Source organism: Streptomyces sp. NPDC001796 (assembly GCF_042892355.1).
Lineage (GTDB): Bacteria > Actinomycetota > Actinomycetes > Streptomycetales > Streptomycetaceae > Streptomyces.
The window spans coordinates 143,962-166,324 of sequence record NZ_JBIAUC010000009.1 but is presented as its reverse complement, the minus strand read 5'-3'; the positions used below and the strand labels follow the sequence as shown (position 1 = coordinate 166,324).

Sequence of the window (22,363 nt, the reverse complement as noted above, 5' to 3'; positions counted from 1 at the left end):
CGTGTCCATGTGCTCAGCCACGGCGGCGCAGGCCGGCCGCCGTGACCGCGGCACCCAGGCCCCCGGCCAGGATTCCCGCACCGATGCGCGTCCGGTTGCGGGACAGCCACTCCTCCACGCTGTCCGGACGGGACTCCGCGTCGAAGCGCCCGTGGGCACCGTAGTCGTGGCCGTGCGGTCCGTCCGCCGGCGACCACAGGTTGCCCGCGGTGCCGTGCTGCCCGTCGTCGCGCTGCGAGTCGAACCCCGTACGGGCGAGGTAGCGGTCCAGCAGCCCCGGGAAGACGGCGTTGGCGACGAGCGTGGCGGCCGTGGACCCGCCCACCCAGTACTCCCGGCGCCGCGGGTGCCCGGCCGCGTGGACGATCGCGCGTGCGGCGACCTCCGGCTGGTAGACCGGCGCGACCGGCCGCGCCCGCCCCGGCATCCGGCTGAGCACCCAGTCGAACTGCGGGGTGTTGAGCGCCGGCATCTGCACCATCGTCGTGCGCACCTTCGAGCCGTCGTGCAGCAGCTCGCAGCGCAGCGACTCGTTGAAGCCCTGGATCGCGTGTTTGGCCCCGCAGTACGCCGACTGCAGCGGGATGCCCCGGTAGGCCAGCGCGGAGCCCACCTGGACGATCGTCCCGTGGTCCGCGGGCAGCATGTGCCGCAGCGCGGCCCGGGTGCCGAACACATAGCCCAGGTACGTCACTTCGGTGACCCGGCGGAACTCGTCCGGAGCGACGTCCGTGAACCGCGCGAAGACACCGGCGAACGCGTTGTTGACCCAGACGTCGATCCGTCCGAACTCCTCGACGACCTGCTGCGCCGCGTCCTCGACCGCCCGTGCGTCCGACACGTCGACGGGGACGACGAGCGCCTCACCCCCGGCGCGCCGCACCTCCTCCGCGGCCGCGGCGAGGCCCTCGCGTCCCCGGGCGAGCAGAGCGACCCGGTCGCCCCGCTTGGCGAAGGCCACGGCCGTGGCCCGGCCCACACCGCCGCTGGCCCCGGTCACCACGACTGCCCTGCGGCGCCTCGGCAGGGCTCCCGACCATGCCCTGGCCACGGCGGCTCACCGGGCCCGGTGCTGCGGCGCCCGGGGGTCCGCTCCAGGACCCGCGGTACCCGGCGCGGCCGGATCGGTCACGCCCGGCGTGGGCGGGGTGTGCGGCATCGGCGGGTACGGCGTCCCGAGCCCGCTCTGCGGGGCGGCTGACGGCGTACCGCGGAGGCCATGGCCGGCGTGGTGCGACGCGGCTCCGTGCCCGCCGGCGCGGGCCGCGCCGCGCAGCAGGTAGGCGGCCACGCCGAGCACCGCCGCCGTGATCAGCGCGGCGGCCCAGCCGGGCAGGGCCAGCGCCAGCGCCAGACCGAGAGCGAGCGCCACCCCGGCGCCCGCGTACAGTCCGGTGGCGCCCGAGGCCGCGTAGAGCGCGGCCGTGCGGCGCTGCTTGCGGGTCTGCTCGCGCAACTCCTCGCGCACGGCCTCCCGGGCCACCTGCGCCAGCTCGTCGACCAGATGCTTGTCCAGATGTTCCAGGTGATCCAAGCGGTTCATGTCCGCCGGGTACCCGTGCCCGGGCACGCGTAACGGCAGGTGCGCGCCCGGATCGGGGCGAAACGATCTCCTTGCCGGCCGGTCGCAACTAGGCTCGTGCGCATGGAGATTCTGGGAGCCACGCTGCGGATCTGCGTCGACGACCTGGAGGCTTCGGTCCCCTTCTACGAGAGACTGGCGGGCAGCCGCGCTCTCCGTTTCGAGCGCGGCGGTGTCTCGGTCGCCGCGGTCGGCTGTTTCCTGCTGATGAGCGGACCCGAATCCGAGCTGGAGATCCTGCGCAAGGTGGCGGCGACCATCGCGGTGGAGGACGTCGAGGAGGCCCACCGGGTGCTGAGCGAGCTCGGCGCGCGTATCATCGCCGGCCCGGTGCCGACCCCGGTCGGCCGCAACCTGATCGCCGTGCATCCGGACGGTTCCGTGTACGAGTACGTGGACCGCCGCCGGGTGGAATGACGCACTCCATCGTCGTAAAGGCATCGAAACGGCCGGGAAACAACGCGGCGGGACTCTTCCGTGCAACGGCACTGCCCCGGTCCTCGGGGAGGTGACTCGAGCTCGCGGAAGAGGGAAGGTTCATGACGGACATCGTCGACAGGCAGACGCCGCCGGACACCACGAGCCGGACGTACAACGGCTGGACGCGGAACGACACGCTCGAGGACTACTCGCTGCGGTACGCGCCGAAGTCCTTCCGCCGCTGGACGCCGTACGTGGTGGCCACCACGGCCCTGGGCGGCATCGCCTACCTCGCGGACTTCGCCATCGGCGGGTCGATCGCGATCTCCAACGGCTTCTCCAGCGCGATGGTGGCGATCCTGGCCGCGGCGGTGGTCATCTTCCTCACGGGCATCCCGGTCTCGTACTACTCGGCGAAGTACTCCATCGACATGGACCTGCTGACCCGGGGCGCCGGCTTCGGCTATCTGGGCTCGACCCTGACCTCGGTCATCTACGCCAGCTTCACCTTCATCTTCTTCGCCCTCGAGGGCTCGATCATGGCGCAGGCCCTGGAACTCGGCCTGCACATACCCCTCGCGATCGGCTACGTCATCTGCTCCCTGATCATCCTGCCGCTGGTGGTCTACGGCATGACCGCACTGTCGAAGATGCAGGTGTGGACCCAGCCGATCTGGCTGGTCCTGATGGTCGCACCGTTCGTGTCCATCGCGATCCAGGAGCCGGGGAAGTTCTCGGAGTTCACCCACTTCGCGGGCGACTCGCCCACCGGGTCGGGCATCAGCATGCTGGGGGTGGGCGCGGGCGCAGGTGTGGCGCTGTCGCTGATCGCGCAGATCGGTGAGCAGGTCGACTATCTGCGCTTCATGCCGGACAAGACGCCCGAGAACGCCAGGCAGTGGTGGGGCGCGGTGCTGTCCGCCGGTCCGGGCTGGGTGGTGCTGGGCGCGGCGAAGCAGATCGGCGGGGCGTTCCTGGCCTTCTACATCGCCGGAAGCGTGGGGCTCGCGAAGGCGAACGAGCCCATCCAGCAGTACGTCCACGGGTTCAGGACGTTCGCGGCGCCGGTCGCCCTGGGGCTGGCGACGTTCTTCGTGATCCTCTCCCAGATCAAGATCAACTCGACGAACGCGTACTCCGGTTCGCTGTCCTGGTCGAACTTCTTCTCCCGGCTGACGCACCGTCACCCGGGGCGCGTCGTCTACATCTTCCTCAATGTCGGCATCGCGCTCGCGCTGATGGAAGGCGGTGTGTTCGGGTTCCTCAACACGGTGCTGGGCTTCTACTCGAACGTCGCCATCGCGTGGATCGGCGCGGTCGTGGCCGACCTGGTGATCAACAAGCCGCTGGGGCTCAGCCCGTCGTACATCGAGTTCAAGCGGGCGCACCTGTACAACTTCAACCCGGTCGGCTTCGGCTCGATGCTGATCGCCTCGGCGGTGTCCATCGCCGCGTACTTCGAGGCGTTCGGCGCCTACGGCAAGGCGTACTCGCCGTTCATCGCCCTGTTCCTGGCCATGGTGCTCTCGCCGCTGTTCGCGGTGGCGACCAAGGGCAGGTACTACATCGCCCGCGTCGACGCCCTCGACGAGCCGCTGCTCGACGAGCGGGGGCTGCCCTCGGCGGCGACGCTGACCTGCTCGGTGTGCGCGGACACCTTCGAGCGCCCCGACATGGCGGGCTGCCCGTTCCACTCCGGCGCGGTCTGCTCGCTGTGCTGCAGCCTGGAGAAGGACTGCCACGACGCATGCAAGACCGGCAGGCGCAGCGGGCCGGTGAGCCTCGCGACGCCCACCGTGCGGTCGGCGGACTGACGGCCGTACGGGGCCATCACCGCTGAGGCACCCCTCAGGTGCGGACCATCTCCGCGGTGATGGCCCAGCGCTCGTGGTCCCGCCAGGCCCCGTCGACGAAGATCATGTCCGGTGAGAACCCCTCCAGACGGAAGCCGCAGCGCCGGGCGAGGGCGATCGAGGCGGTGTTGCGGGGCTGCGCGTTGACCTCCAGCCGGTGCAGCCCCAGCGGCCCGAACGCGTACCGCACCACGAGGTTCAGCGCCTCCGTCATCAGCCCGCGTCCGGCGGCGTGCGCGAAGGCCCCGTAACCGAGCGCCCCGCTCTGGAAGCCGCCCCGGACGATGTTGTTGATGTTGATGTACCCGGCGATCGCCCCGGTCTCCTTCTCGCACACCAGGAACCCCGCCCTCGTCGGGTCCTCGATCAGCCGGCCGGCGTAGGCGGCGTACTCCCCGGGGGTGGTCGGCGGGAACAGCCAGGGGCGGTGCAGCTTCCTGCTCTCCCGCGCCCGGGCGGTGAACTCGGCCGCGTCGTCGTGGGTGAAGGGGCGTATGCCCACGCGGGGGCCCTCGGCGAGGTATTCACGGGTGTCGGACACGGCGACACCGTACGTGATCCGCCGTCACCGGCGTCGGCTGACGAGAAGCGCGCCGCACAGTGCCCCGATCACCCCCGTACCGAGCAGTGCCAGCCACAGCGGCATCGTCACCAGCGGCACGAACAGCCGGATGCGGGTGCGCTGGGTGTTCTCGAAGACGAAGACCAGCACGAGCGCGGCCAGCACCAGGACGGCGACCGTGCGCGGCGTGAGGCCCTGCCGCCGGCGTGCCCCGCCGCTCGTCGTGGCCTCGCGGTGGGTCTTCGGGTTCATGAGCCCAGGATTGACGGCACGGCGCGGCGCCGCCCGGCGGGTGGAGCGGACGGGTGACCCGAGGCGTGGGTCGTCGTCACGCCAGCGCCGGGACCTCCAGCGTGAGCGTCCCGGTGTCCGCGTCCAGTTCCGCGGCGACGCCGAGCGGCATCGTCGGGGCACCCTCGCCGTGGCCGAACCCGAACCGCTCCACGACCGGTATCCCGAGCCCGCCGAGCCGGTCGGTGAAGACGGCGCGCAACAGCTCGTACGGGCCGCACTCCTCCCAGGAGCCGAGAGCGATCCCGGTGACACCCTCGAGCCGGCCCGAGCGCAGGAGCTGGGTGAGGAGCCGGTCGACGCGGTACGCCTCCTCGCCGATGTCCTCGAGCAGCAGCAGGCCGCCCGGCGCCCCCGGCCGGGCGTGCGGGGTGCCGAGCTCGGCAGCGATCAGGGCCAGGCATCCGCCGGAGGTGACGCCCCGGGCGCGGCCGGGCACGAGGGCGGCGCCGGAGGAAGAGATGGTCCGTACGGACTCCGGCTCGAAGAGGGTCGCCCGCAGGTGTTCCTGCGTGCGCGCGTTCTTGAGGAAGTCGGCGGCCGCCACCATCGGCCCGTGCAGCGTGACGAGGCCGAGGCGGGCCGCGAACGCCTCGTGCAGCGCGGTGATGTCGCTGAAGCCGACCAGCGCCTTGGGCCCGGCGGCGCGCAGCGCCTCCCAGTCGAGCAGGTCCATCATGCGCTGCACCCCGTACCCGCCGCGGGCGCACAGCACCGCGGCCACCTCCGGATCGCACCAGGCGGCCTGGAAGTCGGCGGCGCGGTCGGCGTCCGTGCCCGCGAGGTAGGGGAAGTCGGGGTGCCGGTCGAGCACGTGAGGGGCCACGACCGGGTCCAGGTCCCAGCCGCGCAGGATGTCGAGGCCGGCGGCGAGCCGCTCCTCGATCACGGGCCCGCTGGGCGCGACGACGGCCACGCGGGCGCCGGGGGCGAGTCTGGGCGGCCTGATCAGGTGGGTCACTCGGTGAGCTCCAGGGTGGGGATGCCGGGCGGGTTCAGCCCGAAGACCTGCGCGTACAGGGACAGCTCGGCCTCCAGGGCACGCACCATCGTCTCAGCCCGCCGGAAGCCGTGCCCCTCGCCCTCGAAGGCGAGGTAGGCGTGCGGGATCCGCCGCCCCTGGAGCCGGGCCAGGAACCGCTCGCACTGCGCGGGCGGGCAGATCGGGTCCTGGAGCCCCTGCAGCAGCAGGAAGGGGACGGTGATCCGGTCGGCGTGCTCCACGGGCGACCGCTCGGCGTACCGGCCGGGCACCTCGGCGTACGGTCCGACCAGCGTCTCCAGGTACCGCGACTCGAAGTCGTGGGTCTCCCCCGAGCCCCAGCTCGCCAGGTCCAGGACCGGGTAGACGATCGTGCCGCAGGCGTACACGTCGGTCGACGTCAGGGACGCGGCCGCCGTCCAGCCGCCGGCGCTGCCGCCGCGCACGGCGAGCCGGCTGCGGTCGGCGGTGCCCTCGTCGGCGAGGGCGAGCGCGACGGACGCGCAGTCCTCGACGTCGACGACGCCCCACTGTCCGCGCAGCCGGTCGCGGTAGGCGCGTCCGTAGCCGGTGGAGCCGCCGTAGTTCACCTCGGCGACGCCGATGCCGCGCGAGGTGAAGTAGGCGATCTCCAGATCGAGGACGAGGGGGGCGCGGCTCGTCGGGCCGCCGTGCGCCCAGACGACGTACGGCGGCGGTGCGCCGTCCGGTGCGACGCACTCGGGGTTGCGCGGTGGGTGGACGTGCGCGTGGATGTCGCGGCCCTGGGGCCCGCTGAAGGTGCGGACCTGCGGCTCGGGGTAGTAGGCGGGGTCGACGGGGTCCTCGTGCGCGGCACCGATCACGCGGGCGTGGCCGGTGGCGGAGTCCAGTTCGACGACCTCGTACGCGGTGTGCGGGCCGGCGCCGACGGCGACGACGCGGCTGCCGTGCACGGCGAGCGTGGCGGCGAACTCGGTCCAGGGTCCGGCCACGTCGACGACCTCGCCGCCGACCGGGTCGAGGATCCCGAGCCGGCCCGCTCCCCTGCCGTGCACCACTGCGACGGTGCCGTCGTCCAGGGGCGCGAACCACTGCAGTCCGACCTTCCACAGCGGCCCGCCGAACTCCTCCTCGCGGGGGCACAGCGGTGTGCCGTCCCGGTAGAGGTTCCACCAGCCGGTGCGGTCGCTCACGTACAGCAGGGAGCCGTCGGGCGCCCACTCGGCCTGGGCGATGGACTCCTCGGGGCCGCCGGCGACCGTACGCGGCTCCGGGAGCATCCCCTCGCCGGTGACCTCGGCGACGAGCAGCTCGGTGCCGTCCCAGGGCATGCGCGGATGGTCCCAGGCGAGCCAGGCCGCGCGGCGCCCGTCCGGCGAGAGTCGGGGGCCGGTGACGAACCGGTGGCGCGCGTCGGTGAGTTCGCGGACGGCGTCCCGGTCATCGGCCGCCGAGCCGTCGAACGGTACGGCGGCCGGCACCCGCCGCACGTCCGTGGGCTCGTCACCGGTGAACTCCTCCAGTACGCACCAGACTTCGCCCCGCTCGACGTGCAGCCTGGGGTCGACCCAGCGCAGTCCGCCGCCCACCGACGACCGCGGGGTGAGCGGACGCGGCCGGCTGCCCGGCGTCGCGGGCTCGTAGGCGTACAGCCGCTGGTCCGCGAAGTGCACGAACACCACAAGCGGCCCCTCGGGGCGCATCACCCCGGCCCAGGGCCGGCCGCCGTACTCCATGACCCGGCTGCGCACGTTCCACGGCGGGGGCAGGACCGACACCTCCCGGCCGTCCACCGTGCGCCTGACCAGGGTGCGCCGGCCGCCCTCCGCGGGGCGGGGTTCGGTCCACCACGCCTCCTCGCCCACGAAGCCGACCGCCTCCGGCTGCCCGCCGTGCGCGGCGGCGAGCGCCGCGTCGACGGGCGAGGGCCATGCCCCGTACGGCAGGGTCCGCACCATCTCCCCCACCCCTCCTAGGCCGTGCGCAGAAAACGGTCGAGGACGCGGACGCCGAAGTGCAGCGCCTCCACGGGCACGCGTTCGTCGACGCCGTGGAACATGGCCTGGTAGTCGTAGCCCTCGGGGAGCTTCAGCGGCGTGAACCCGTAGCCGGTGATGCCGAGGCGGGAGAACTGCTTGGCGTCCGTGCCGCCCGACATGCAGTACGGCACCACGTGTCCCTCGGGCGCGAACTCCTCCACGGCGGCCCGCATCCGCGCGAACGTCGGCGAGTCCACGGGTGCCTGGAGAGCGACCTCCCGGTGGTGGAACTCCCAGTCCACGTCCGGCCCGGTGAGTTCGTCCAGCGTCCTGCGGAACTCGTCCTCGGTGCCGGGCAGGTAGCGTCCGTCGACGTGGGCGACGGCCTCGCCCGGGATCACGTTGATCTTGTAACCGGCGCTCAGCATGGTCGGGTTGGCGCTGTTGCGGACGGTCGCCTCGACGAGCGCGGCCGCCGGGCCGAGCTTCTTCATCAGGCCGTCCACGTCGTCGACGTCGGCCTCGAGCCCGTACAGGACGGCGAGTTCGGTGAGCGCGGCGCGCACGGTGGGGGTGATCCGGAGCGGCCACTCGTGGGCGCCGATGCGGGTCACTGCGGCGGCGAGCCGCGTGACCGCGTTGCTGCGGTTGACCTTGGAGCCGTGGCCCGCCCGGCCGCGCGCGGTCAGCTTCAGCCATCCGGTGCCGCGCTCTCCGGCCGCGATCGGGTAGATCTGCCGTCCGTCGCCGGCGTGGAAGGTGAACGCCCCCGACTCGCTGACGCCTTCCGTGCATCCCTCGAAGAGGTCCGCGTGCCGGTCCGCGAGGAATCCGGAGCCGTCCTCGGCGCTGGCCTCCTCGTCGGCGGTGAAGGCGATGACGAGGTCGCGCCGGGGCCTGGTGCCCGAGCGCGCCCAGTGCCGTACGACGGCGAGGATCATCGCGTCCATGTTCTTCATGTCGACCGCGCCCCGGCCCCACACCACGCCGTCGCGCACCTCGCCGGAGAAGGGGTGCACGCTCCAGTCCGTGGCTTCGGCCGGCACCACGTCGAGATGGCCGTGAAGGAGCAGGGCGTCGGCGGAGGGGTCGGTGCCCTCGATGCGCGCGACGACGTTCGTCCGGCCCGGGGTGCGCTCCAGGAGAACGGGCTCCAGGCCGGCCTCGGCAAGGCACTCGGCCGCGTACTCGGCGGCGGGCCGCTCCCGGCAGTCGCCGCCGCCGCGGTTGGTGGTGTCGATGCGGATGAGGTCGGACGTGAACCGCACGACCTCGTCGAGTGCCTGCCGGTCAGCCATACTGTTCCTCCACCGCGGCCGAGACGATCGTGGTGACCGCCTTGAACGTCCGGATCCCCTCGTACATGGTCGCGCTCGTGTACGCCACCTTCCGCTCACCGATGCGGTCCACTCCCGGTACGACGGTGGCGGCCATGGCCAGATGCTCGGCGTCGAACTCCAGGGCGATGGTGAACGGCCCGTTCCCGGCGGGGTCATGACGCACCGCCAGTGACGCGGCTTCCTTGGCCGCCGCGCGGATGTCCGCGGCGGTCCTGGCCGGGGTGCGGCACACCGCCGCGTACCGTGACACATGGTCCTTGACGGCCACCTTGAGCGCCTCGGGCGCGTACCCGAGCGCGTCCTCGCAGGCCACGTCGTCGCCGGTGACGAGGATGACAGGCACGCCGTACTCGGCGACGACGTGCGCGTTGAGCAGGCCCTCGCTGGCGCGGACGTCGTTGAGCCACACCCCGGTGATGGAGTTGGCGAGATACGTGTGGGCGAGCACGCCCTCCATGCCCGCCCCGGCGTGGTAGCCGACGAACGCGATGCCGTCCACGTCGCCGTGCTGTACGCCCTCCACCATGGAGAGCGACTTGTGCCGTCCGGTGAGCATCTGCGCCCTCTCATCCAACTGTTCGAGGAGCAGATTGCGCATGGTCGAGTGCGCCTCGTTGATGAGCACCTCGTCGGCACCGCCGTCGAGGAAGCCGAGCACGGCGGCGTTCACGTCGGAGGTGAACATGGCCCGGCACCGCTCCCACTGGGGCGTCCCGGGAATCACGTCGGCCGGCCAGGTGACACCGGTGGCGCCTTCCATGTCGGCGCTGATGAGGATCTTCATGCCGAGCCGTCCCCACGCAGGTCGGAGGCTTGTCGTCCGGCTGGTGACGGCGGTGTGCTGCGGCGTTCAGCGGTGACGGAGATCTCCATGCTCGGTCACGTTACGCGCCCGGGAGGAAGGCGGCCACGAAGGCGGGACACCCGGGCCCGTCGCGTTCGAGGCAACCGCTCGTCACGCCCGCACGGGATCGCCGTGACCGGGTACGCCCGTCCTCCGCCTGTACACCGTCAACGCGTTGTGTCCGTGCGTTAGTTGTGCAACTTCGGTCGGATGATCCGGCCGGTGAGCTGACGATCCAGGGGGGAACTGTGGCTTCCATTCGCCGTGCCCTTGCAGCGGCCGCTGCCGCCGCCGTCGTGCTCGTGGTGCCGTCCGCGGACTTCGCGTCGGCCTCCGACGAGCAGCAGCCGTACATCGCCGCGGACGGCACGATTCAGGGATGCGTGAACGCGCGCGGTCACCTGCGCCTCATCGAGGTGGGCTCCGCCTGCCGCTCCGACGAGCGGTCCGTCACCTGGGCCCAGACCGGCCCGCAGGGTCCCGCGGGACCGAAGGGAGCCACCGGAGCGCAGGGGCCCGCCGGACCCACGGGTCCGCAGGGTCCCGCCGGAACCTCCGGTCTGGCGGGCGTGCACGTGGTCACCGCGTCCAAGGACGTCGGCGTCCTGGACATGGTCGACGTGGACGCCACCTGCCCGGACGGGGAGATCTCCGCCGGGGGCGGCTGGTACCTGCCCAACGGGGCCGCCTCGGCGTACGGCCCGGCGTTGCACTCGAACCCGGTCCTGTCCGGCACCACGCCCGTCGGCTGGACCGCCGGGTTCCTCAACGGCGGCTACGAACCGCACTACACGGCCTCCGTCTACGCGATCTGCGCCAAGACCGGCTGACTGATCGCTCCGGAACGGGACGTCCGGACCGTCCGGGCCCGACCGGGCGTCCTGGGGGCGGGAAACCCGTCCCAGGACGCCCGGACCGACGGCACGAACCGGCGACGCCGGCCGCTCAGCGGTAGAGCGCCGGACGCTCGATCAGTTCCACCTCGGTGCGGCGCCCCTCCGCCTGCGCGCGCACGCCCGCCTCGCAGACCGCCGCCGCCGCGTAGCCGTCCCAGACGCTCGGGCCGGTGACCTCGCCGCGCCGGGTGGCGTCGACCCAGGCCTGCACCTCGCGGTCGTAGGCGTCGGCGAAGCGCTCCACGAAGTCCGGGGCGATGGTGCCGCCCCAGCGGCCGGCCATGTTGGTGACCATGGCATGCCCGTCGCCGATCCGGGCGGTGCCCGACTCGCAGACCACCTCGGCCTGCACCTGGTAGCCGAAGCCGCAGTTGACGAAGATCTCGACGTCGACGAGCGCGCCGCCGTCGGTCTCGAAGACGACGAACTGCGGGTCGGACAGCCCGTCGGGCGCGTTGCCCGACGGCGCCGGGCGCAGCACCGTCACCGCTGTGATCTCCTGGCCGAGCAGCCAGCGGGTGACGTCCATCTCGTGCACCACGGAGTCGTTGATGAGCATGGCTTCGGTGAAGCCGGGCGGGCTGCCCGCGTTGCGGTGCCGGTTGTGCAGCATCAGCGGCCGGCCCAGCTGGCCGCTGTCGAGCAGCGCCTTGAGCTTGACGTACTCGGCGTCGTAGCGCCGCATGAAGCCGACCTGGACGCGCCGGTGACCCAGCTTCTGCTCGGCCTGAAGGATGCGCAGCGCGGAGGCCGCGTCAGGGGTGAGGGGCTTCTCGCACAGCACCGGCAGGTCGTGCTCGAAGGCGGTGAGAAGTGCGGCCTCGTGAGCGGGGCCGGGCGAGGCGATCAGCACGGCGTCGACGTCCGCGGCGGCCATCGCGGCGGCCGGTTCGGTGTAGGCGGCGCAGCCCTCGACGCCCGCGGCGACGGACTTGGCCCGCTCCGCGTCGACGTCCACGACGGCGGCCACCCGCGCCCCGCTGATCACCTCGTCGATGCGGCGCACATGGTCGGCGCCCATCCTGCCCGTCCCGATGACGGCGACTCCGAGCGTTCCACGCTGAGTCATGGTGTTGCTGGTCCCTTCGGGGGTCAGGCGCCGCAGGAGCGGAGGAACTTGCGGGTGCGGACGGCGATGGGCAGCGGCTTGTCCGGCTCACAGGGGTACATGTCCTGCTCGACGATGGCGAACAGGTCGACGCCCAGGCCCTGCGCTGCGGCCAGGACCGGCTCCAGCGCGGGCACGCCGGCCGGCGGCTCGCACATCACGCCGCGCTGCACGGCGGGCCCGAACGGCACCCCGTTGCTGACGACGTCGGCGAGGATCTCCGGGTCGACCTGCTTGAGGTGGAGGTAGCCGATGCGCTCGCCGTAGGTCTCGATCAGCTTGACGCTGTCGCCGCTGCAGTAGGCGTAGTGCCCGGTGTCCAGGCAGAGGTTGACGAGGTCGGAGTCGGTGGAGTCGAGGAAGCGCTCGACGTGCTGCTCGGTGTCGATGTGGGTGTCGGCGTGCGGGTGGACGACGATGTCGAGGCCGTAGGTCTCCTTGACCTCGTGACCGAGCCGCTCCATGCCCTTGCTCAGGTGCGCCCACTGCTCGGCGGTGAGCTCGGAGGGCTCCAGGATCTCGGCGGTCTTGTCGTCCCGCCAGAAGGAGGGGATGACCACGAGGTGCTTCGCGTCCATGGCCTGGGTGAGGGCCGCGACCTGGCTGACGTGCTCCCAGGTGGACTCCCACACGGACGGTCCGCGGTGCAGGGAGGTGAAGACCGTGCCGGCCGACACCTTCAGGTTGCGCTTGTTCACCTCGTCGGTGAGCCGCGCCGGGTCGGTCGGCAGGTAGCCGTAGGGGCCGAGCTCGATCCAGGAGTAGCCGGCCTCGGCCACCTCGTCCAGGAAGCGTTCCCAGGGCACCTGCTGCGGGTCGTCGGGGAACCAGACGCCCCAGGAGTCCGGGGCGGAGCCCACCCGGATGCGGTCCAGGGAGGGGACGGTGGTCATGTCAGGAGTTCCCTTCGGGTGATGCCGCCACAGGTGCCTGGAGGTCCTTCGCTTCCGGGAGCTCCTCGACATCGACGCCGCTGACCTGCGCCAGCTCGTGCTTGAGCGCGGCCAGTTCGGCGCCACCGGCCATGTGGTTGGTGAGTTCCTCGAGGCTGACCTCGCTGCGGGAGGCGGAGAGTTCGAGGGTGCCCAGGCGCAGCACGCTGAAGTGGTCGCCGACCATGTAGGCGTGGTGCGGGTTGTGGGTGATGAAGATGACGCCGAGGCCGCGCTCGCGGGCGGCGGCGACGTACTTCAGCACCACTCCGGACTGCTTGACGCCGAGTGCGGCGGTGGGCTCGTCCAGGATGAGGACGCGGGCGCCGAAGTAGACGGCGCGGGCGATGGCGACGCACTGGCGCTGGCCGCCGGACAGGGTTCCGATGGGCTGCTCGAGATCGTCCAGGACGATGCCCATGTTGCGCAGCTCTTCGTCCGCGGTCTTCTTCATCCGGGCGATGTCGAGACGGCGGAAGGGCCAGGGACCCTTGGTCATCTCCGAGCCGAGGAAGAAGTTGCGCCACACCGGCATCAGCGGCACGGTCGCGAGGTCCTGGTAGACGGTGGCGATGCCCTTGTCGAGGGCGTCGCGCGGGGTGGTGAACTTCACCTGCTCGCCGTCGACGAGGAACTGGCCCTCGGTGTGCTGGTGCAGCCCCGAGATGATCTTGATGAGGGTGGACTTGCCGGCGCCGTTGTCGCCGAGGACGCAGGTGACCCGGCCCGGGTGGACGGCGAGGTCGACGCCGTGCAGGGCCCGGATGTTGCCGTAGGACTTGCCGGCGCCGCGCAGTTCCACGATGGGGGCCCGGTCCGCCGGGGTGGCCGTGCCGTTGTTCTGGTCGAGGTCAGCGGTCGTCATGGGTGGTCACCTCCGGGTCGCGGACTTCTGGACCCACAGATTGATGAGCGTGGCGCCGAGGAGCATCACGCCGAGGAAGGCCTTGAACCAGTCGGGGTTCCAGCCGGCGTAGACGATGCCCTGGCTGACCATGCCGAACATGAAGGCACCGAAGACGGGACCGATCGCCGAACCGTAGCCGCCGGTGAGCAGGCAGCCGCCGATCACCGCCGCGGCGATGTAGATCAGCTCCTGGCCGACGCCCTCGCCGGACTGGACGGTGTTGAAGGCGAACAGCTGGTGCATGCCGACGAACCAGGCACCGAAGGCCACCAGCATGAACAGCGAGATCTTGGTGAACTTCACCGGGACACCGACGGCCCGGGCGCTGTCCTTGTTGCCGCCGACCGCGAAGATCCAGTTGCCGTACTTGGTGCGCAGCAGCACCCAGGTCGCCAGGGCCGCGAAGAACAGCCACCACAGGACGGTGATCTTGAACTGGACGCCGCCGATGGTGAAGCTGGACGAGAAGACCGCCTTGGCCTGGTTGAAGCCGTCCATGTCGCTGATGTCGTCGGTCGCCACGTTGCCGGTGACCAGCTTGGTGACCGCGAGGTTGATGCCCTGCAGGCCGAGGAAGGTGCCGAGGGTGACCAGGAAGCTGGGCAGTCCGGTGCGCACCATCATCCAGCCGTTGAAGGCGCCGATCGCGAGCGAGACCACGAGGGCGACGACCACGCCGACCCAGACGTTCATCGTCAGCTGGAAGCTGATCATGCTCGCGGTCAGCGCCGAGGTGATCACCGCGACACCGGCCGACAGGTCGAACTCGCCGCCGATCATCAGCAGGGCCACGGGCAGGGCCATGATCCCGATGGTGGACGACTGGTAGAGGACGGTGGCCATGGCGCTGCCCGAGCGGAACGTGGGGGCCATGGCGAAGAAGAAGACGAACACGGCGACGGCGCCGAGGAAGACGCCGACCTCCGGCCGGGCGAGCAGCCGCACCACTAGGGAGCGCTGTACGGTCCGGCCGTCGCGTTCCTTGGGGCCGGAGGCCGGCGGTGAGGACACCGCCGGCACAGCCTGCTGAGTCATTGGATCACCTCGTGCCCTTGGCGGCGAACGTCGCGATGGTGTCGGCGTTGGACTTGTCGACGAAGGCCGGGCCGGTCAGCACCGGCTGCTCACCGCCGCCGCTGTAGTTGCCGTTGTTCTTGTAGAGCCACAGGGAGTCGATCGCCAGGTAGCCCTGCAGATAGGGCTGCTGGTCGACGGCGAACTGGATGTCGCCCTTCTTGATGGCGCTGGTCAGGTCCTTGTTCAGGTCGAAGGTGGCGACCTTCGCCTTGCTGCCGGCGTCGGAGACCGACTGCACCGCGGTCAGGGCGTACGGCGCGCCCAGCGTGGCCACGTAGTCGATGGAGCTGTCCTGCTTGAGCTTCGCGCTGATCGTCGACTTCACGGACGGCATGTCGGTGCCGTTGACGTACAGGATCTGCGTCTTGCCGGTGAACGTCTTCTTCAGTCCGTCGCAGCGCTGGGTGAGGCCGACGTTCCCCTGCTCCTGGATCACGCACACGGTGTTCTTGGCGCCCAGCTCGTTGAGCCGCTTGCCGAACGCCTCGCCCGCCACCGTCTCGTCCTGCCCGAAGAACTCCATCAGGCCCAGCTTCTTCCAGTCGCTCAGACCGGAGTTCAGGCCGACCACGGGTATCTTCGCCTGGGTGGCCTTGCTGATGACGTCCTTCATCGCGTCGGGCTTGGCGAGGGTGACCGCGATGCCGTCGACCTTCTGGTCGATCGCGTTCTGCACCAGGTTGGCCTGGTTGCCCGCGTTGGGGTCGCTGGAGTAGACGAGCTTGATGTTGTCCTTGGCCGCCGCCGCCTCGGCTCCCTTGCGGACGATGTCCCAGAAGGTGTCGCCCGGCGCCTGGTGGGTCACCAGCGCTACCGTCATCCGAGGGGTGCTGGCCTTGCCGGCGGAGACGTTGTTGCTCGCGTCCTCCGCCTTCTTCCCGCCCGAGCTGCTGGAGCAGCCGGCAACGAGGAGCGCGGAGGCGGCGGCCAGCGCGAGGACTGGGGCGACTCTGTGGGAGCGGCGAGGGTGAAACGTGCGGTCCATCTTTACCTGCACCTCACTGTGCGACCGGGGGAAGGGGAGGAACGGCGCCGCTCGGGACCCCGGTCGGGGCCCGGACGGACGTCCGGGTCGTCTGCCGGTGAACCGGCGGTTTCGCTGGCACGGGATACAAACCCCTGTAGCACCCACCTGTCAATACTTTGTTAAGACATCATTTCAGAAGCAGGTCCGAATGTAAGTACAAAGCCTTGACAGGGACTCCTCGCGCGGCCTACACCTGTGAGGCATCCGGGGCCCGATGCCCGCCTTCCCGGCGCCCGGTCGCCCGCATCCCCCGCATGAGGAGCGTCGCACATGTCTGAGCCCGCCGAACATTTCGATCTCATCACCATGGGCCGCATCGGGGTCGATCTCTACCCGCTGCAGACGGGTGTGCCGCTCCCCGAGGTCGAGACCTTCGGAAAGTTCCTCGGCGGCTCGGCGGCCAACGTGGCGGTGGCCGCGGCGCGTCTCGGCCGCAACACGGCGGTGATCACCCGGACCGGCGACGACCCCTTCGGCGCCTATCTGCACCAGCAGCTGAAGGAGTTCGGCGTCGACGACCGGTTCGTCACGCCGGTGGACGCCTACCCGACCCCGATCACGTTCTGCGAGATCTTCCCGCCGGACGACTTCCCCCTGTACTTCTACCGCCGCCCCAAGGCGCCCGACCTGGAGATCCACACCGACGAGCTGGACTTCTTCGCCATCCGCTCGGCCCGGATCTTCTGGATCACCGGGACCGGCCTGAGCGAGGAGCCCAGCCGCTCGGCCACGCTCGCCGCCCTCAAGGCCCGCGACAAGGCCGGCATCACGGTGTTCGACCTGGACTGGCGCCCCATGTTCTGGAACGACCCCGAGACCGCACGCGCGTACTACCGCGAGGCGCTGAGTCACGCCACGGTGGCCGTCGGCAACCTCGACGAGTGCGAGATCGCCACCGGCGTACGCGAACCGCGGGCCTGCGCCGAGGCACTGCTGGAGGCCGGTGTGCAGCTCGCGGTCGTCAAGCAGGGCCCCAAGGGCGTGCTCGCCGTGCACCGCGACGGGACGACGGCCGAGGTGCCGCCCGTGCCGGTGGAGGTCGTCAACGGACTCGGCGCCGGAGACGCCTTCGGCGGGTCCCTGTGCCACGGACTGCTCGCCGGCTGGCCGCTGGAGAAGACCATGCGGTACGCCAACGCGGCCGGCGCGCTCGTCGCCTCCCGCCTCGCCTGCTCCTCCGCGATGCCGACCGAGTCGGAGGTCGCCGACCTCGTCGCCCGCGGCTGACCGCCGCCTCGAGGCCTCTCGCACGCGGCCCAGGCCGCCACCCCTGAACGGAGCCTGTCTTGAGCATCAGCATCCCCGACCTCGCCACGGTGCGCGCCCGGCACCCGGAGGCCATCGCCGAGGCCGCCGCCCGCCGGGTCCGCCGCCCGCTGATCGGCGACAGCGGCCGCCTCATGATCGTGGCCGCCGACCACCCGGCCCGCGGCGCCCTCGGCGTCGGCGATCGCCACCTGGCCATGGCCAACCGCGCCGACCTGCTGGAGCGCCTGTGCGTCGCGCTGTCCCGGCCCGGCGTGGACGGGGTGCTGGCCACCGCGGACATTCTGGATGACCTGCTGCTCCTCGGCGTCCTGGACGACAAGGTCGTCATGGGCTCCATGAACCGCGGCGGTCTCGCGGGCGCGTCCTTCGAGATGGACGACCGCTTCACCGGGCACCGCGCCGAGGACATCGAACGCCTCCGCTTCGACGCGGGCAAGCTGCTGCTGCGCATCGACTACGACGACCCGGGCTCCCTGACGACCCTGGAGTCCACGGCCAGGGCGGTGGACGACATGGCCGCGCGCCGGCTGCCGCTGTTCATCGAACCGTTCATGTCCCGCCGTGTCGACGGCCGGGTGCGCAACGACCTGAGCGGCGAGGCCGTCACCCGGTCCATCGCCATAGCCTCGGGTCTCGGCGGCACCTCCGCCTACACCTGGCTGAAACTGCCCGTCACCGCCGACATCGACGACATGGCCGAGGCACTGGAGGCCTCCACGCTGCCCGCCGTGCTCCTCGGGGGCGAGGTCGGCAAGGACCAGGAGGGCGCCTACGAGAAGTGGCGCAAGGCCCTGCGCCTGCCCACAGTGCAGGGGATGGTCGTCGGCCGGTCCCTGCTGTACCCCGCGGAGGGCAGCGTGGAGACCGCGGTCGACACCGCGGTCGGGCTGCTGTGACACCGGCCCGAGTCCCCGCCCGGAACGCCACGACGCCATGAACGTCCCGACGCCATGAACGTCCCGAACGCCACGAAGAAGGGCATCATGACCACCGCGCACCACCTCCCCGCGGGCAAGGCCGCAACCGGCGCCTACGCGGTCGACGTCACCCCCGAGTCGGCCGGCTGGGGCTACTCCAGCCTGAAGGTGCTCGAACTGCCGTCCGGCGGCTGGCACTCCTTCGACACCGGCGACAGCGAGTGGATCGTGCTCCCGCTGTCGGGCTCCTGCACCGTCGCCGTCGGCGGTGACACGATTCGACTGCACGGCCGCGAGAGCGTGTTCAGCGGTGTCAGCGACTTCGCGTACGTGCCGCGCGACGCCCAGGTCTCGATCGCGTCCCGCGACGGCGGCCGCTTCGCGCTCACCGGCGCCCGCTGTGAGCGCCGGCTGCCCGCCCGTTACGCGCCCGCCTCGTCCGTCCCGGTCGAGCTGCGCGGCACCGGCAGCTGCTCCCGCCAGGTCAACAACTTCGGCGCGGCCGGCGTGTTCGAGTGCGACAAGCTCATCGCCGTCGAGGTGATCACACCTGGCGGCAACTGGTCGTCCTTCCCGCCGCACAAGCACGACGAGCACCGGCCGGGCGAGGAGTCGGAGCTGGAGGAGATCTACTACTTCGAGTTCGCCGCGCACGAGGGCATCCCCGGGCTCGGCTACCAGCGGGTCTCCCCCTCCGGCCACGGCACCGGCACGGACGTGCTGGCCGAGGTGCGCGACGGTGACGTCGTGCTCATCCCGGACGGCTGGCACGGACCGTCCATGGCCGTGCCCGGCCACGACATGTACTACCTCAACGTCATGGCGGGCCCCGACCCCGACCGCGCCTGGCTGATCTGCGACCACCCCGACCACGCGTGGATCCGCGGCACCTGGCCGGCCCAGCCGGCCGACCCCCGTCTCCCCCTCTACACGGCACCGGAGAAGCCCTGATGAGCAGCACTACCCGCCGTCTGACCGTCGCCCAGGCGCTGGTGCGGTTCCTGTCCGCCCAGTACACCGAGCGCGACGGCGTACGACACCGGCTGATCGCCGGCACCTGGGGCATCTTCGGCCACGGCAACGTCGCCGGCATCGGCCAGGCGCTGCTCGAGGCCGGCGAGGGCACCATGCCCTTCCACCAGGGCCGCAACGAACAGGCCATGGTGCACGCCGCCGTCGGCTACGCCCGCCAGCTCAACCGGCTCTCCGCACAAGCGGTCACCACCTCCATCGGCCCGGGCGCCACCAACCTGGTCACCGGCGCCGCGCTGGCCACGATCAACCGCCTGCCGGTCCTGCTGCTGCCCGGCGACTACTTCGCCACGCGCGCCGCCGACCCGCTGCTCCAGCAGCTGGAGCACCCGGTGGAGGCCGATGTGTCGGTCAACGACACGCTGCGCCCGGTCTCCCGCTTCTTCGACCGGATCACCCGCCCGGAGATGCTGATCCCGTCCGCGCTGAACGCCATGCGGGTCCTCGCCGACCCGGCGGAGACCGGCGCGGTCACCCTGGCCATGCCGCAGGACGTGCAGGCGGAAGGCTTCGACTGGCCGGAGGAGTTCTTCGCCGAGCGCGTCTGGCACGTACGCCGTCCGGCCCCCGACCCGGTGGAGCTGGCGGAGGCGGTCCGCGCGATCCGTGAGGCCGAGCGGCCGCTGATCGTGGCGGGCGGCGGCGTCCACCACAGCGAGGCCGAGCAGGCCCTGAAGGCGCTGGTGGACGCGACCGGCATCCCGGTGGCCTCCACCCAGGCCGGCAAGGGCTCGCTGCGCCACGACCACCCCGCCGATCTGGGCGGTATCGGCCACACCGGCACGGCGGTCTGCGACGACATCGCCCGCACCGCCGATCTGGTCATCGGCGTCGGCACCCGGTACAGCGACTTCACCACCGCGTCGAACACGCTGTTCCAGAACCCCGGCGTGCGGTTCGTCAACCTCAACATCACCGCCTTCGACGCCCACAAGCTCGCGGCCCTCACCCTGGTCGCCGACGCCCGTGCGGGACTGGAGGCGCTGGCGGAGGGGCTCGCCGGACACCGCGTCGGCGACGCGTACGAGGCCGAGTACCGTGCGGGCAAGGAGCGCTGGGAGCAGGTCGTCCAGGCCGCCTACCGCGCGGACGACGAGAACTCCGTACCGACCCAGACCCAGATCCTCGGCGCCCTGGACGCGGTCGTGGGCGACGACGACGTGGTGATCAACGCGGCCGGCTCGCTCCCCGGCGACCTGCACAAGCTGTGGCGGGCCCGTTCGCCGCGCCAGTACCACCTGGAGTACGGCTACTCCTGCATGGGCTACGAGATCCCGGCCGGCATCGGCGTCCAGCAGGCCGCGCCCGGCACACCGGTGTGGTCGCTGGTCGGCGACGGCACCTACCTGATGATGCCGACGGAGATCGTCACCGCGGTCCAGGAAGGCCTGCCGGTCAACCTGGTCCTGATCCAGAACCACGGCTACGCCTCCATCGGCGGCCTGTCGGAGGAGACCGGCGGCGAGCGGTTCGGCACCGCCTACCGCTACCGGGCCGCCGACGGCACCTTCACCGGGGCCCCGCTCCCGGTGGACCTGGCCGCCAACGCCGCCAGCCTCGGCATGGACGTGCTGCGCGCCAAGACCGTACGGGAACTGCGCGACGCGCTCGCCGCGGCGCGCGCCTCCGACCGGCCGACCTGTGTCTACGTCGAGACCGACCCGACGCCCACCGCTCCGCCCGCCGAGGCCTGGTGGGACGTGCCCGTCGCCGAGGTCGCCACCCGCGAGGCCGCGGTGTCCGCCCGAGAGCGCTACGACCGGCACGCCGCCGACCGCCGACGCCACCTCTGACTCCCCCGCTGAACGAAAGGTCCCACACCGCACCATGAAGACCATCACCCACTGGATCGGCGGCAAGCCCGTCGAGGGCACCTCGGGCCGCTTCGGCCCGGTCTACAACCCGGCCACCGGCGCGCAGGAGAAGCAGATCGCGTTCGCCACGGTCGACGAGGTCGACGCCGCGGTCGCCACCGCCAAGGCCGCGTTCGAGAGCTGGGGACAGAGCTCGCTCGCCAAGCGCACGGCGATCCTGTTCAAGTTCCGCGAATTGCTGGACGCGCACCGCGACGAGATCGCCGAGCTGATCACCGCGGAGCACGGCAAGGTGCACTCCGACGCGCTCGGCGAGGTCGCGCGCGGCCTGGAGATCGTGGAACTGGCCTGCGGCATCTCCGAGAAGCTGAAGGGCGAGCTGTCCACCCAGGTCTCCACCCGGGTCGACGTCGCCTCGATCCGGCAGCCGCTCGGCGTCGTCGCCGGCATCACACCGTTCAACTTCCCGGCGATGGTGCCGATGTGGATGTTCCCGATCGCCATCGCGACCGGCAACACCTTCGTGCTCAAGCCGAGCGAGAAGGACCCCTCGGCCTCCTTCCGCCTCGCCGAGCTGCTGGCGGAGGCCGGTCTGCCGGACGGTGTGTTCAACATCGTGCAGGGCGACAAGGTGGCCGTGGACCGCCTCCTCGAGCACCCGGACGTCGCGGCGGTCTCCTTCGTCGGCTCCACCCCGATCGCCAAGTACATCCAGCTCAAGGCGGTCGAGCACGACAAGCGCGTGCAGGCCCTCGGCGGTGCCAAGAACCACATGCTGGTCCTGCCGGACGCGGACCTGGACTTCGCCGCCGACCAGGCGATCAACGCGGCGTACGGCTCGGCGGGCGAGCGCTGCATGGCCGTGTCCGTGGTCGTGGCGGTGGGCGACACCGGTGACAAGCTGGTGGCGAAGATCGCCGAGCGCGCGAAGAACCTCCGCATCGGCCCCGGCAACGACCCGGCCTCGGAGATGGGACCGCTGATCACGCGCGAGCACCGCGACAAGGTGGCGTCATACGTGACGAGCGCGGTGGAGCAGGGCGCCGAGGTCGTCGTGGACGGCACCGGGTACTCCGTGGAGGGCCACGAAAACGGCTTCTTCATCGGCGTGTCGCTGCTGGACAAGGTGCCGGTGACGGCGGACGCGTACAAGGACGAGATCTTCGGCCCCGTCCTGTGCGTGGTGCGCGCGGAGACGTACGACGACGCGATCAAGCTGATCAACAGCTCCCGCTGGGGCAACGGCACCGCGATCTTCACCCGGGACGGCGGCGCCGCCCGCCGCTTCCAGCTGGAGGTCCAGGCGGGCATGGTCGGCGTCAACGTGCCGATCCCGGTGCCCGTGGGCTACCACTCCTTCGGCGGCTGGAAGGACTCGCTCTTCGGCGACCTGCACATCTACGGCAACGACGGCGTCGCCTTCTACACCCAGGGCAAGGTGATCACCACGCGCTGGCCGGACCCGGCCGACGGCGGCATCAACCTCGGGTTCCCCAGCAACTCCTGATGAGAACGGCGGCCGGTGCGGGAGCGGACTTGTGGCCTCCCG

The 22,363-nt window shown here is 71.3% G+C and carries 21 protein-coding genes; 8 read left to right on the top strand and 13 right to left on the bottom strand.

The window, feature by feature from the left end; all coding sequences use genetic code 11:
• Positions 1-13: 13 nt before the first annotated feature.
• Together ACFYZE_RS20395 and ACFYZE_RS20390 are read right to left on the bottom strand one after the other, a co-directional pair.
• Positions 14-1,027 (bottom strand): SDR family oxidoreductase, encoded by a 1,014-nt coding sequence (locus ACFYZE_RS20395; RefSeq protein ID WP_388996069.1) that lies wholly within the window; start codon positions 1,025-1,027, stop codon positions 14-16.
• A 30-nt stretch (positions 1,028-1,057) separates the two neighbouring features.
• Positions 1,058-1,543 carry a phage holin family protein gene (locus ACFYZE_RS20390; RefSeq protein ID WP_388995688.1) on the bottom strand — a complete coding sequence of 162 codons (486 nt, stop codon included), beginning with the start codon at positions 1,541-1,543 and terminating at the stop codon, positions 1,058-1,060.
• A gap of 102 nt (positions 1,544-1,645) precedes the next feature.
• On the opposite strand from ACFYZE_RS20390, the gene ACFYZE_RS20385 reads away from it, so the two are divergent.
• Positions 1,646-1,999: a VOC family protein gene (locus ACFYZE_RS20385; RefSeq protein ID WP_388995685.1), complete on the top strand. Its 354-nt coding sequence runs from the start codon at positions 1,646-1,648 to the stop codon at positions 1,997-1,999.
• Positions 2,000-2,121: 122 nt separating this feature from the next.
• Complete coding sequence (locus tag ACFYZE_RS20380; protein ID WP_388995682.1) at positions 2,122-3,816, top strand: purine-cytosine permease family protein; 1,695 nt, start codon at positions 2,122-2,124, stop codon at positions 3,814-3,816.
• A 34-nt stretch (positions 3,817-3,850) separates the two neighbouring features.
• Here the strand turns inward: ACFYZE_RS20380 and ACFYZE_RS20375 are convergent, their stop codons facing one another.
• The 6 genes from ACFYZE_RS20375 to ACFYZE_RS20350 form a co-directional block, all read right to left on the bottom strand.
• The gene (locus ACFYZE_RS20375) at positions 3,851-4,396 is read right to left on the bottom strand and encodes a GNAT family N-acetyltransferase (RefSeq protein WP_388995679.1); all 546 of its coding nucleotides are present in this window, start codon (positions 4,394-4,396) and stop codon (positions 3,851-3,853) included.
• Positions 4,397-4,420: 24 nt separating this feature from the next.
• On the bottom strand, positions 4,421-4,669 hold the full coding sequence (locus tag ACFYZE_RS20370) for a LapA family protein (protein WP_388995676.1): 249 nt from the start codon (positions 4,667-4,669) through the stop codon (positions 4,421-4,423).
• Positions 4,670-4,745: 76 nt separating this feature from the next.
• Positions 4,746-5,669 (bottom strand): LD-carboxypeptidase, encoded by a 924-nt coding sequence (locus ACFYZE_RS20365; RefSeq protein WP_388995673.1) that lies wholly within the window; start codon positions 5,667-5,669, stop codon positions 4,746-4,748.
• The gene (locus tag ACFYZE_RS20360) at positions 5,666-7,630 is read right to left on the bottom strand and encodes a prolyl oligopeptidase family serine peptidase (RefSeq protein ID WP_388995670.1); all 1,965 of its coding nucleotides are present in this window, start codon (positions 7,628-7,630) and stop codon (positions 5,666-5,668) included. The genes ACFYZE_RS20365 and ACFYZE_RS20360 overlap by 4 nt, the downstream gene beginning before the upstream one ends.
• Before the next feature lie 14 nt (positions 7,631-7,644).
• Complete coding sequence (locus ACFYZE_RS20355; RefSeq protein WP_388995667.1) at positions 7,645-8,949, bottom strand: M20/M25/M40 family metallo-hydrolase; 1,305 nt, start codon at positions 8,947-8,949, stop codon at positions 7,645-7,647.
• Entirely contained in the window at positions 8,942-9,775 is an 834-nt protein-coding gene (locus ACFYZE_RS20350) for a M55 family metallopeptidase (protein ID WP_388995664.1), read from the bottom strand. The genes ACFYZE_RS20355 and ACFYZE_RS20350 overlap by 8 nt, the downstream gene beginning before the upstream one ends.
• Before the next feature lie 308 nt (positions 9,776-10,083).
• On the opposite strand from ACFYZE_RS20350, the gene ACFYZE_RS20345 reads away from it, so the two are divergent.
• Positions 10,084-10,665: a hypothetical protein gene (locus tag ACFYZE_RS20345; protein ID WP_388995662.1), complete on the top strand. Its 582-nt coding sequence runs from the start codon at positions 10,084-10,086 to the stop codon at positions 10,663-10,665.
• A 115-nt stretch (positions 10,666-10,780) separates the two neighbouring features.
• On the opposite strand, the gene ACFYZE_RS20340 is transcribed toward ACFYZE_RS20345, so the two are convergent.
• Genes ACFYZE_RS20340 through ACFYZE_RS20320 form a run of 5 tightly spaced genes read right to left on the bottom strand, consistent with a single transcriptional unit; the run spans position 10,781 to position 15,740 of the window.
• Positions 10,781-11,800, bottom strand: a complete 1,020-nt coding sequence (locus ACFYZE_RS20340) for a Gfo/Idh/MocA family protein (protein WP_388995660.1) — start codon at positions 11,798-11,800, stop codon at positions 10,781-10,783.
• Between the two features lie 23 nt (positions 11,801-11,823).
• The gene (locus ACFYZE_RS20335) at positions 11,824-12,732 is read right to left on the bottom strand and encodes a sugar phosphate isomerase/epimerase family protein (protein ID WP_388995658.1); all 909 of its coding nucleotides are present in this window, start codon (positions 12,730-12,732) and stop codon (positions 11,824-11,826) included.
• A 1-nt stretch (position 12,733) separates the two neighbouring features.
• Positions 12,734-13,636, bottom strand: coding sequence for an ATP-binding cassette domain-containing protein (locus ACFYZE_RS20330; protein WP_388995655.1), 903 nt, complete (start codon positions 13,634-13,636; stop codon positions 12,734-12,736).
• Between the two features lie 6 nt (positions 13,637-13,642).
• Positions 13,643-14,713 carry an ABC transporter permease gene (locus ACFYZE_RS20325; protein ID WP_388995652.1) on the bottom strand — a complete coding sequence of 357 codons (1,071 nt, stop codon included), beginning with the start codon at positions 14,711-14,713 and terminating at the stop codon, positions 13,643-13,645.
• Between the two features lie 4 nt (positions 14,714-14,717).
• The gene (locus ACFYZE_RS20320; protein ID WP_388995649.1) at positions 14,718-15,740 is read right to left on the bottom strand and encodes a sugar ABC transporter substrate-binding protein; all 1,023 of its coding nucleotides are present in this window, start codon (positions 15,738-15,740) and stop codon (positions 14,718-14,720) included.
• A gap of 312 nt (positions 15,741-16,052) precedes the next feature.
• On the opposite strand from ACFYZE_RS20320, the gene iolC reads away from it, so the two are divergent.
• The 5 genes from iolC (at position 16,053) to ACFYZE_RS20295 (ending at position 22,321) form a co-directional block, all read left to right on the top strand.
• The gene (gene iolC, locus ACFYZE_RS20315) at positions 16,053-17,009 is read left to right on the top strand and encodes a 5-dehydro-2-deoxygluconokinase (protein ID WP_388995646.1); all 957 of its coding nucleotides are present in this window, start codon (positions 16,053-16,055) and stop codon (positions 17,007-17,009) included.
• A 59-nt stretch (positions 17,010-17,068) separates the two neighbouring features.
• Entirely contained in the window at positions 17,069-17,947 is an 879-nt protein-coding gene (locus ACFYZE_RS20310; RefSeq protein ID WP_388995643.1) for a deoxyribose-phosphate aldolase, read from the top strand.
• Positions 17,948-18,034: 87 nt separating this feature from the next.
• On the top strand, positions 18,035-18,919 hold the full coding sequence (gene iolB, locus ACFYZE_RS20305; protein ID WP_388996066.1) for a 5-deoxy-glucuronate isomerase: 885 nt from the start codon (positions 18,035-18,037) through the stop codon (positions 18,917-18,919).
• Positions 18,919-20,793 carry a 3D-(3,5/4)-trihydroxycyclohexane-1,2-dione acylhydrolase (decyclizing) gene (iolD, locus tag ACFYZE_RS20300; RefSeq protein ID WP_388995640.1) on the top strand — a complete coding sequence of 625 codons (1,875 nt, stop codon included), beginning with the start codon at positions 18,919-18,921 and terminating at the stop codon, positions 20,791-20,793. Before iolB ends, iolD begins: the two co-directional genes overlap by 1 nt.
• 34 nt (positions 20,794-20,827) lie before the next feature.
• Positions 20,828-22,321, top strand: a complete 1,494-nt coding sequence (locus ACFYZE_RS20295; protein WP_388995637.1) for a CoA-acylating methylmalonate-semialdehyde dehydrogenase — start codon at positions 20,828-20,830, stop codon at positions 22,319-22,321.
• Positions 22,322-22,363 lie beyond the last annotated feature (42 nt).

What these genes read in the sequence shown, in the direction of transcription:
- ACFYZE_RS20360 (WP_388995670.1), bottom strand. Translation starts at nt 7,630, where the DNA reads ATGGTGCGGACCCTGCCGTACGGGGCATGGCCCTCGCCCGTCGACGCG.
- ACFYZE_RS20340 (WP_388995660.1), bottom strand. Translation starts at nt 11,800, where the DNA reads ATGACTCAGCGTGGAACGCTCGGAGTCGCCGTCATCGGGACGGGCAGG.
- ACFYZE_RS20320 (WP_388995649.1), bottom strand. Translation starts at nt 15,740, where the DNA reads ATGGACCGCACGTTTCACCCTCGCCGCTCCCACAGAGTCGCCCCAGTC.
- ACFYZE_RS20370 (WP_388995676.1), bottom strand. Translation starts at nt 4,669, where the DNA reads ATGAACCCGAAGACCCACCGCGAGGCCACGACGAGCGGCGGGGCACGC.
- ACFYZE_RS20355 (WP_388995667.1), bottom strand. Translation starts at nt 8,949, where the DNA reads ATGGCTGACCGGCAGGCACTCGACGAGGTCGTGCGGTTCACGTCCGAC.
- ACFYZE_RS20390 (WP_388995688.1), bottom strand. Translation starts at nt 1,543, where the DNA reads ATGAACCGCTTGGATCACCTGGAACATCTGGACAAGCATCTGGTCGAC.
- ACFYZE_RS20325 (WP_388995652.1), bottom strand. Translation starts at nt 14,713, where the DNA reads ATGACTCAGCAGGCTGTGCCGGCGGTGTCCTCACCGCCGGCCTCCGGC.
- iolB (WP_388996066.1), top strand. Translation starts at nt 18,035, where the DNA reads ATGACCACCGCGCACCACCTCCCCGCGGGCAAGGCCGCAACCGGCGCC.
- ACFYZE_RS20330 (WP_388995655.1), bottom strand. Translation starts at nt 13,636, where the DNA reads ATGACGACCGCTGACCTCGACCAGAACAACGGCACGGCCACCCCGGCG.
- ACFYZE_RS20385 (WP_388995685.1), top strand. Translation starts at nt 1,646, where the DNA reads ATGGAGATTCTGGGAGCCACGCTGCGGATCTGCGTCGACGACCTGGAG.
- ACFYZE_RS20350 (WP_388995664.1), bottom strand. Translation starts at nt 9,775, where the DNA reads ATGAAGATCCTCATCAGCGCCGACATGGAAGGCGCCACCGGTGTCACC.
- ACFYZE_RS20295 (WP_388995637.1), top strand. Translation starts at nt 20,828, where the DNA reads ATGAAGACCATCACCCACTGGATCGGCGGCAAGCCCGTCGAGGGCACC.
- iolD (WP_388995640.1), top strand. Translation starts at nt 18,919, where the DNA reads ATGAGCAGCACTACCCGCCGTCTGACCGTCGCCCAGGCGCTGGTGCGG.
- ACFYZE_RS20335 (WP_388995658.1), bottom strand. Translation starts at nt 12,732, where the DNA reads ATGACCACCGTCCCCTCCCTGGACCGCATCCGGGTGGGCTCCGCCCCG.
- ACFYZE_RS20380 (WP_388995682.1), top strand. Translation starts at nt 2,122, where the DNA reads ATGACGGACATCGTCGACAGGCAGACGCCGCCGGACACCACGAGCCGG.
- iolC (WP_388995646.1), top strand. Translation starts at nt 16,053, where the DNA reads ATGTCTGAGCCCGCCGAACATTTCGATCTCATCACCATGGGCCGCATC.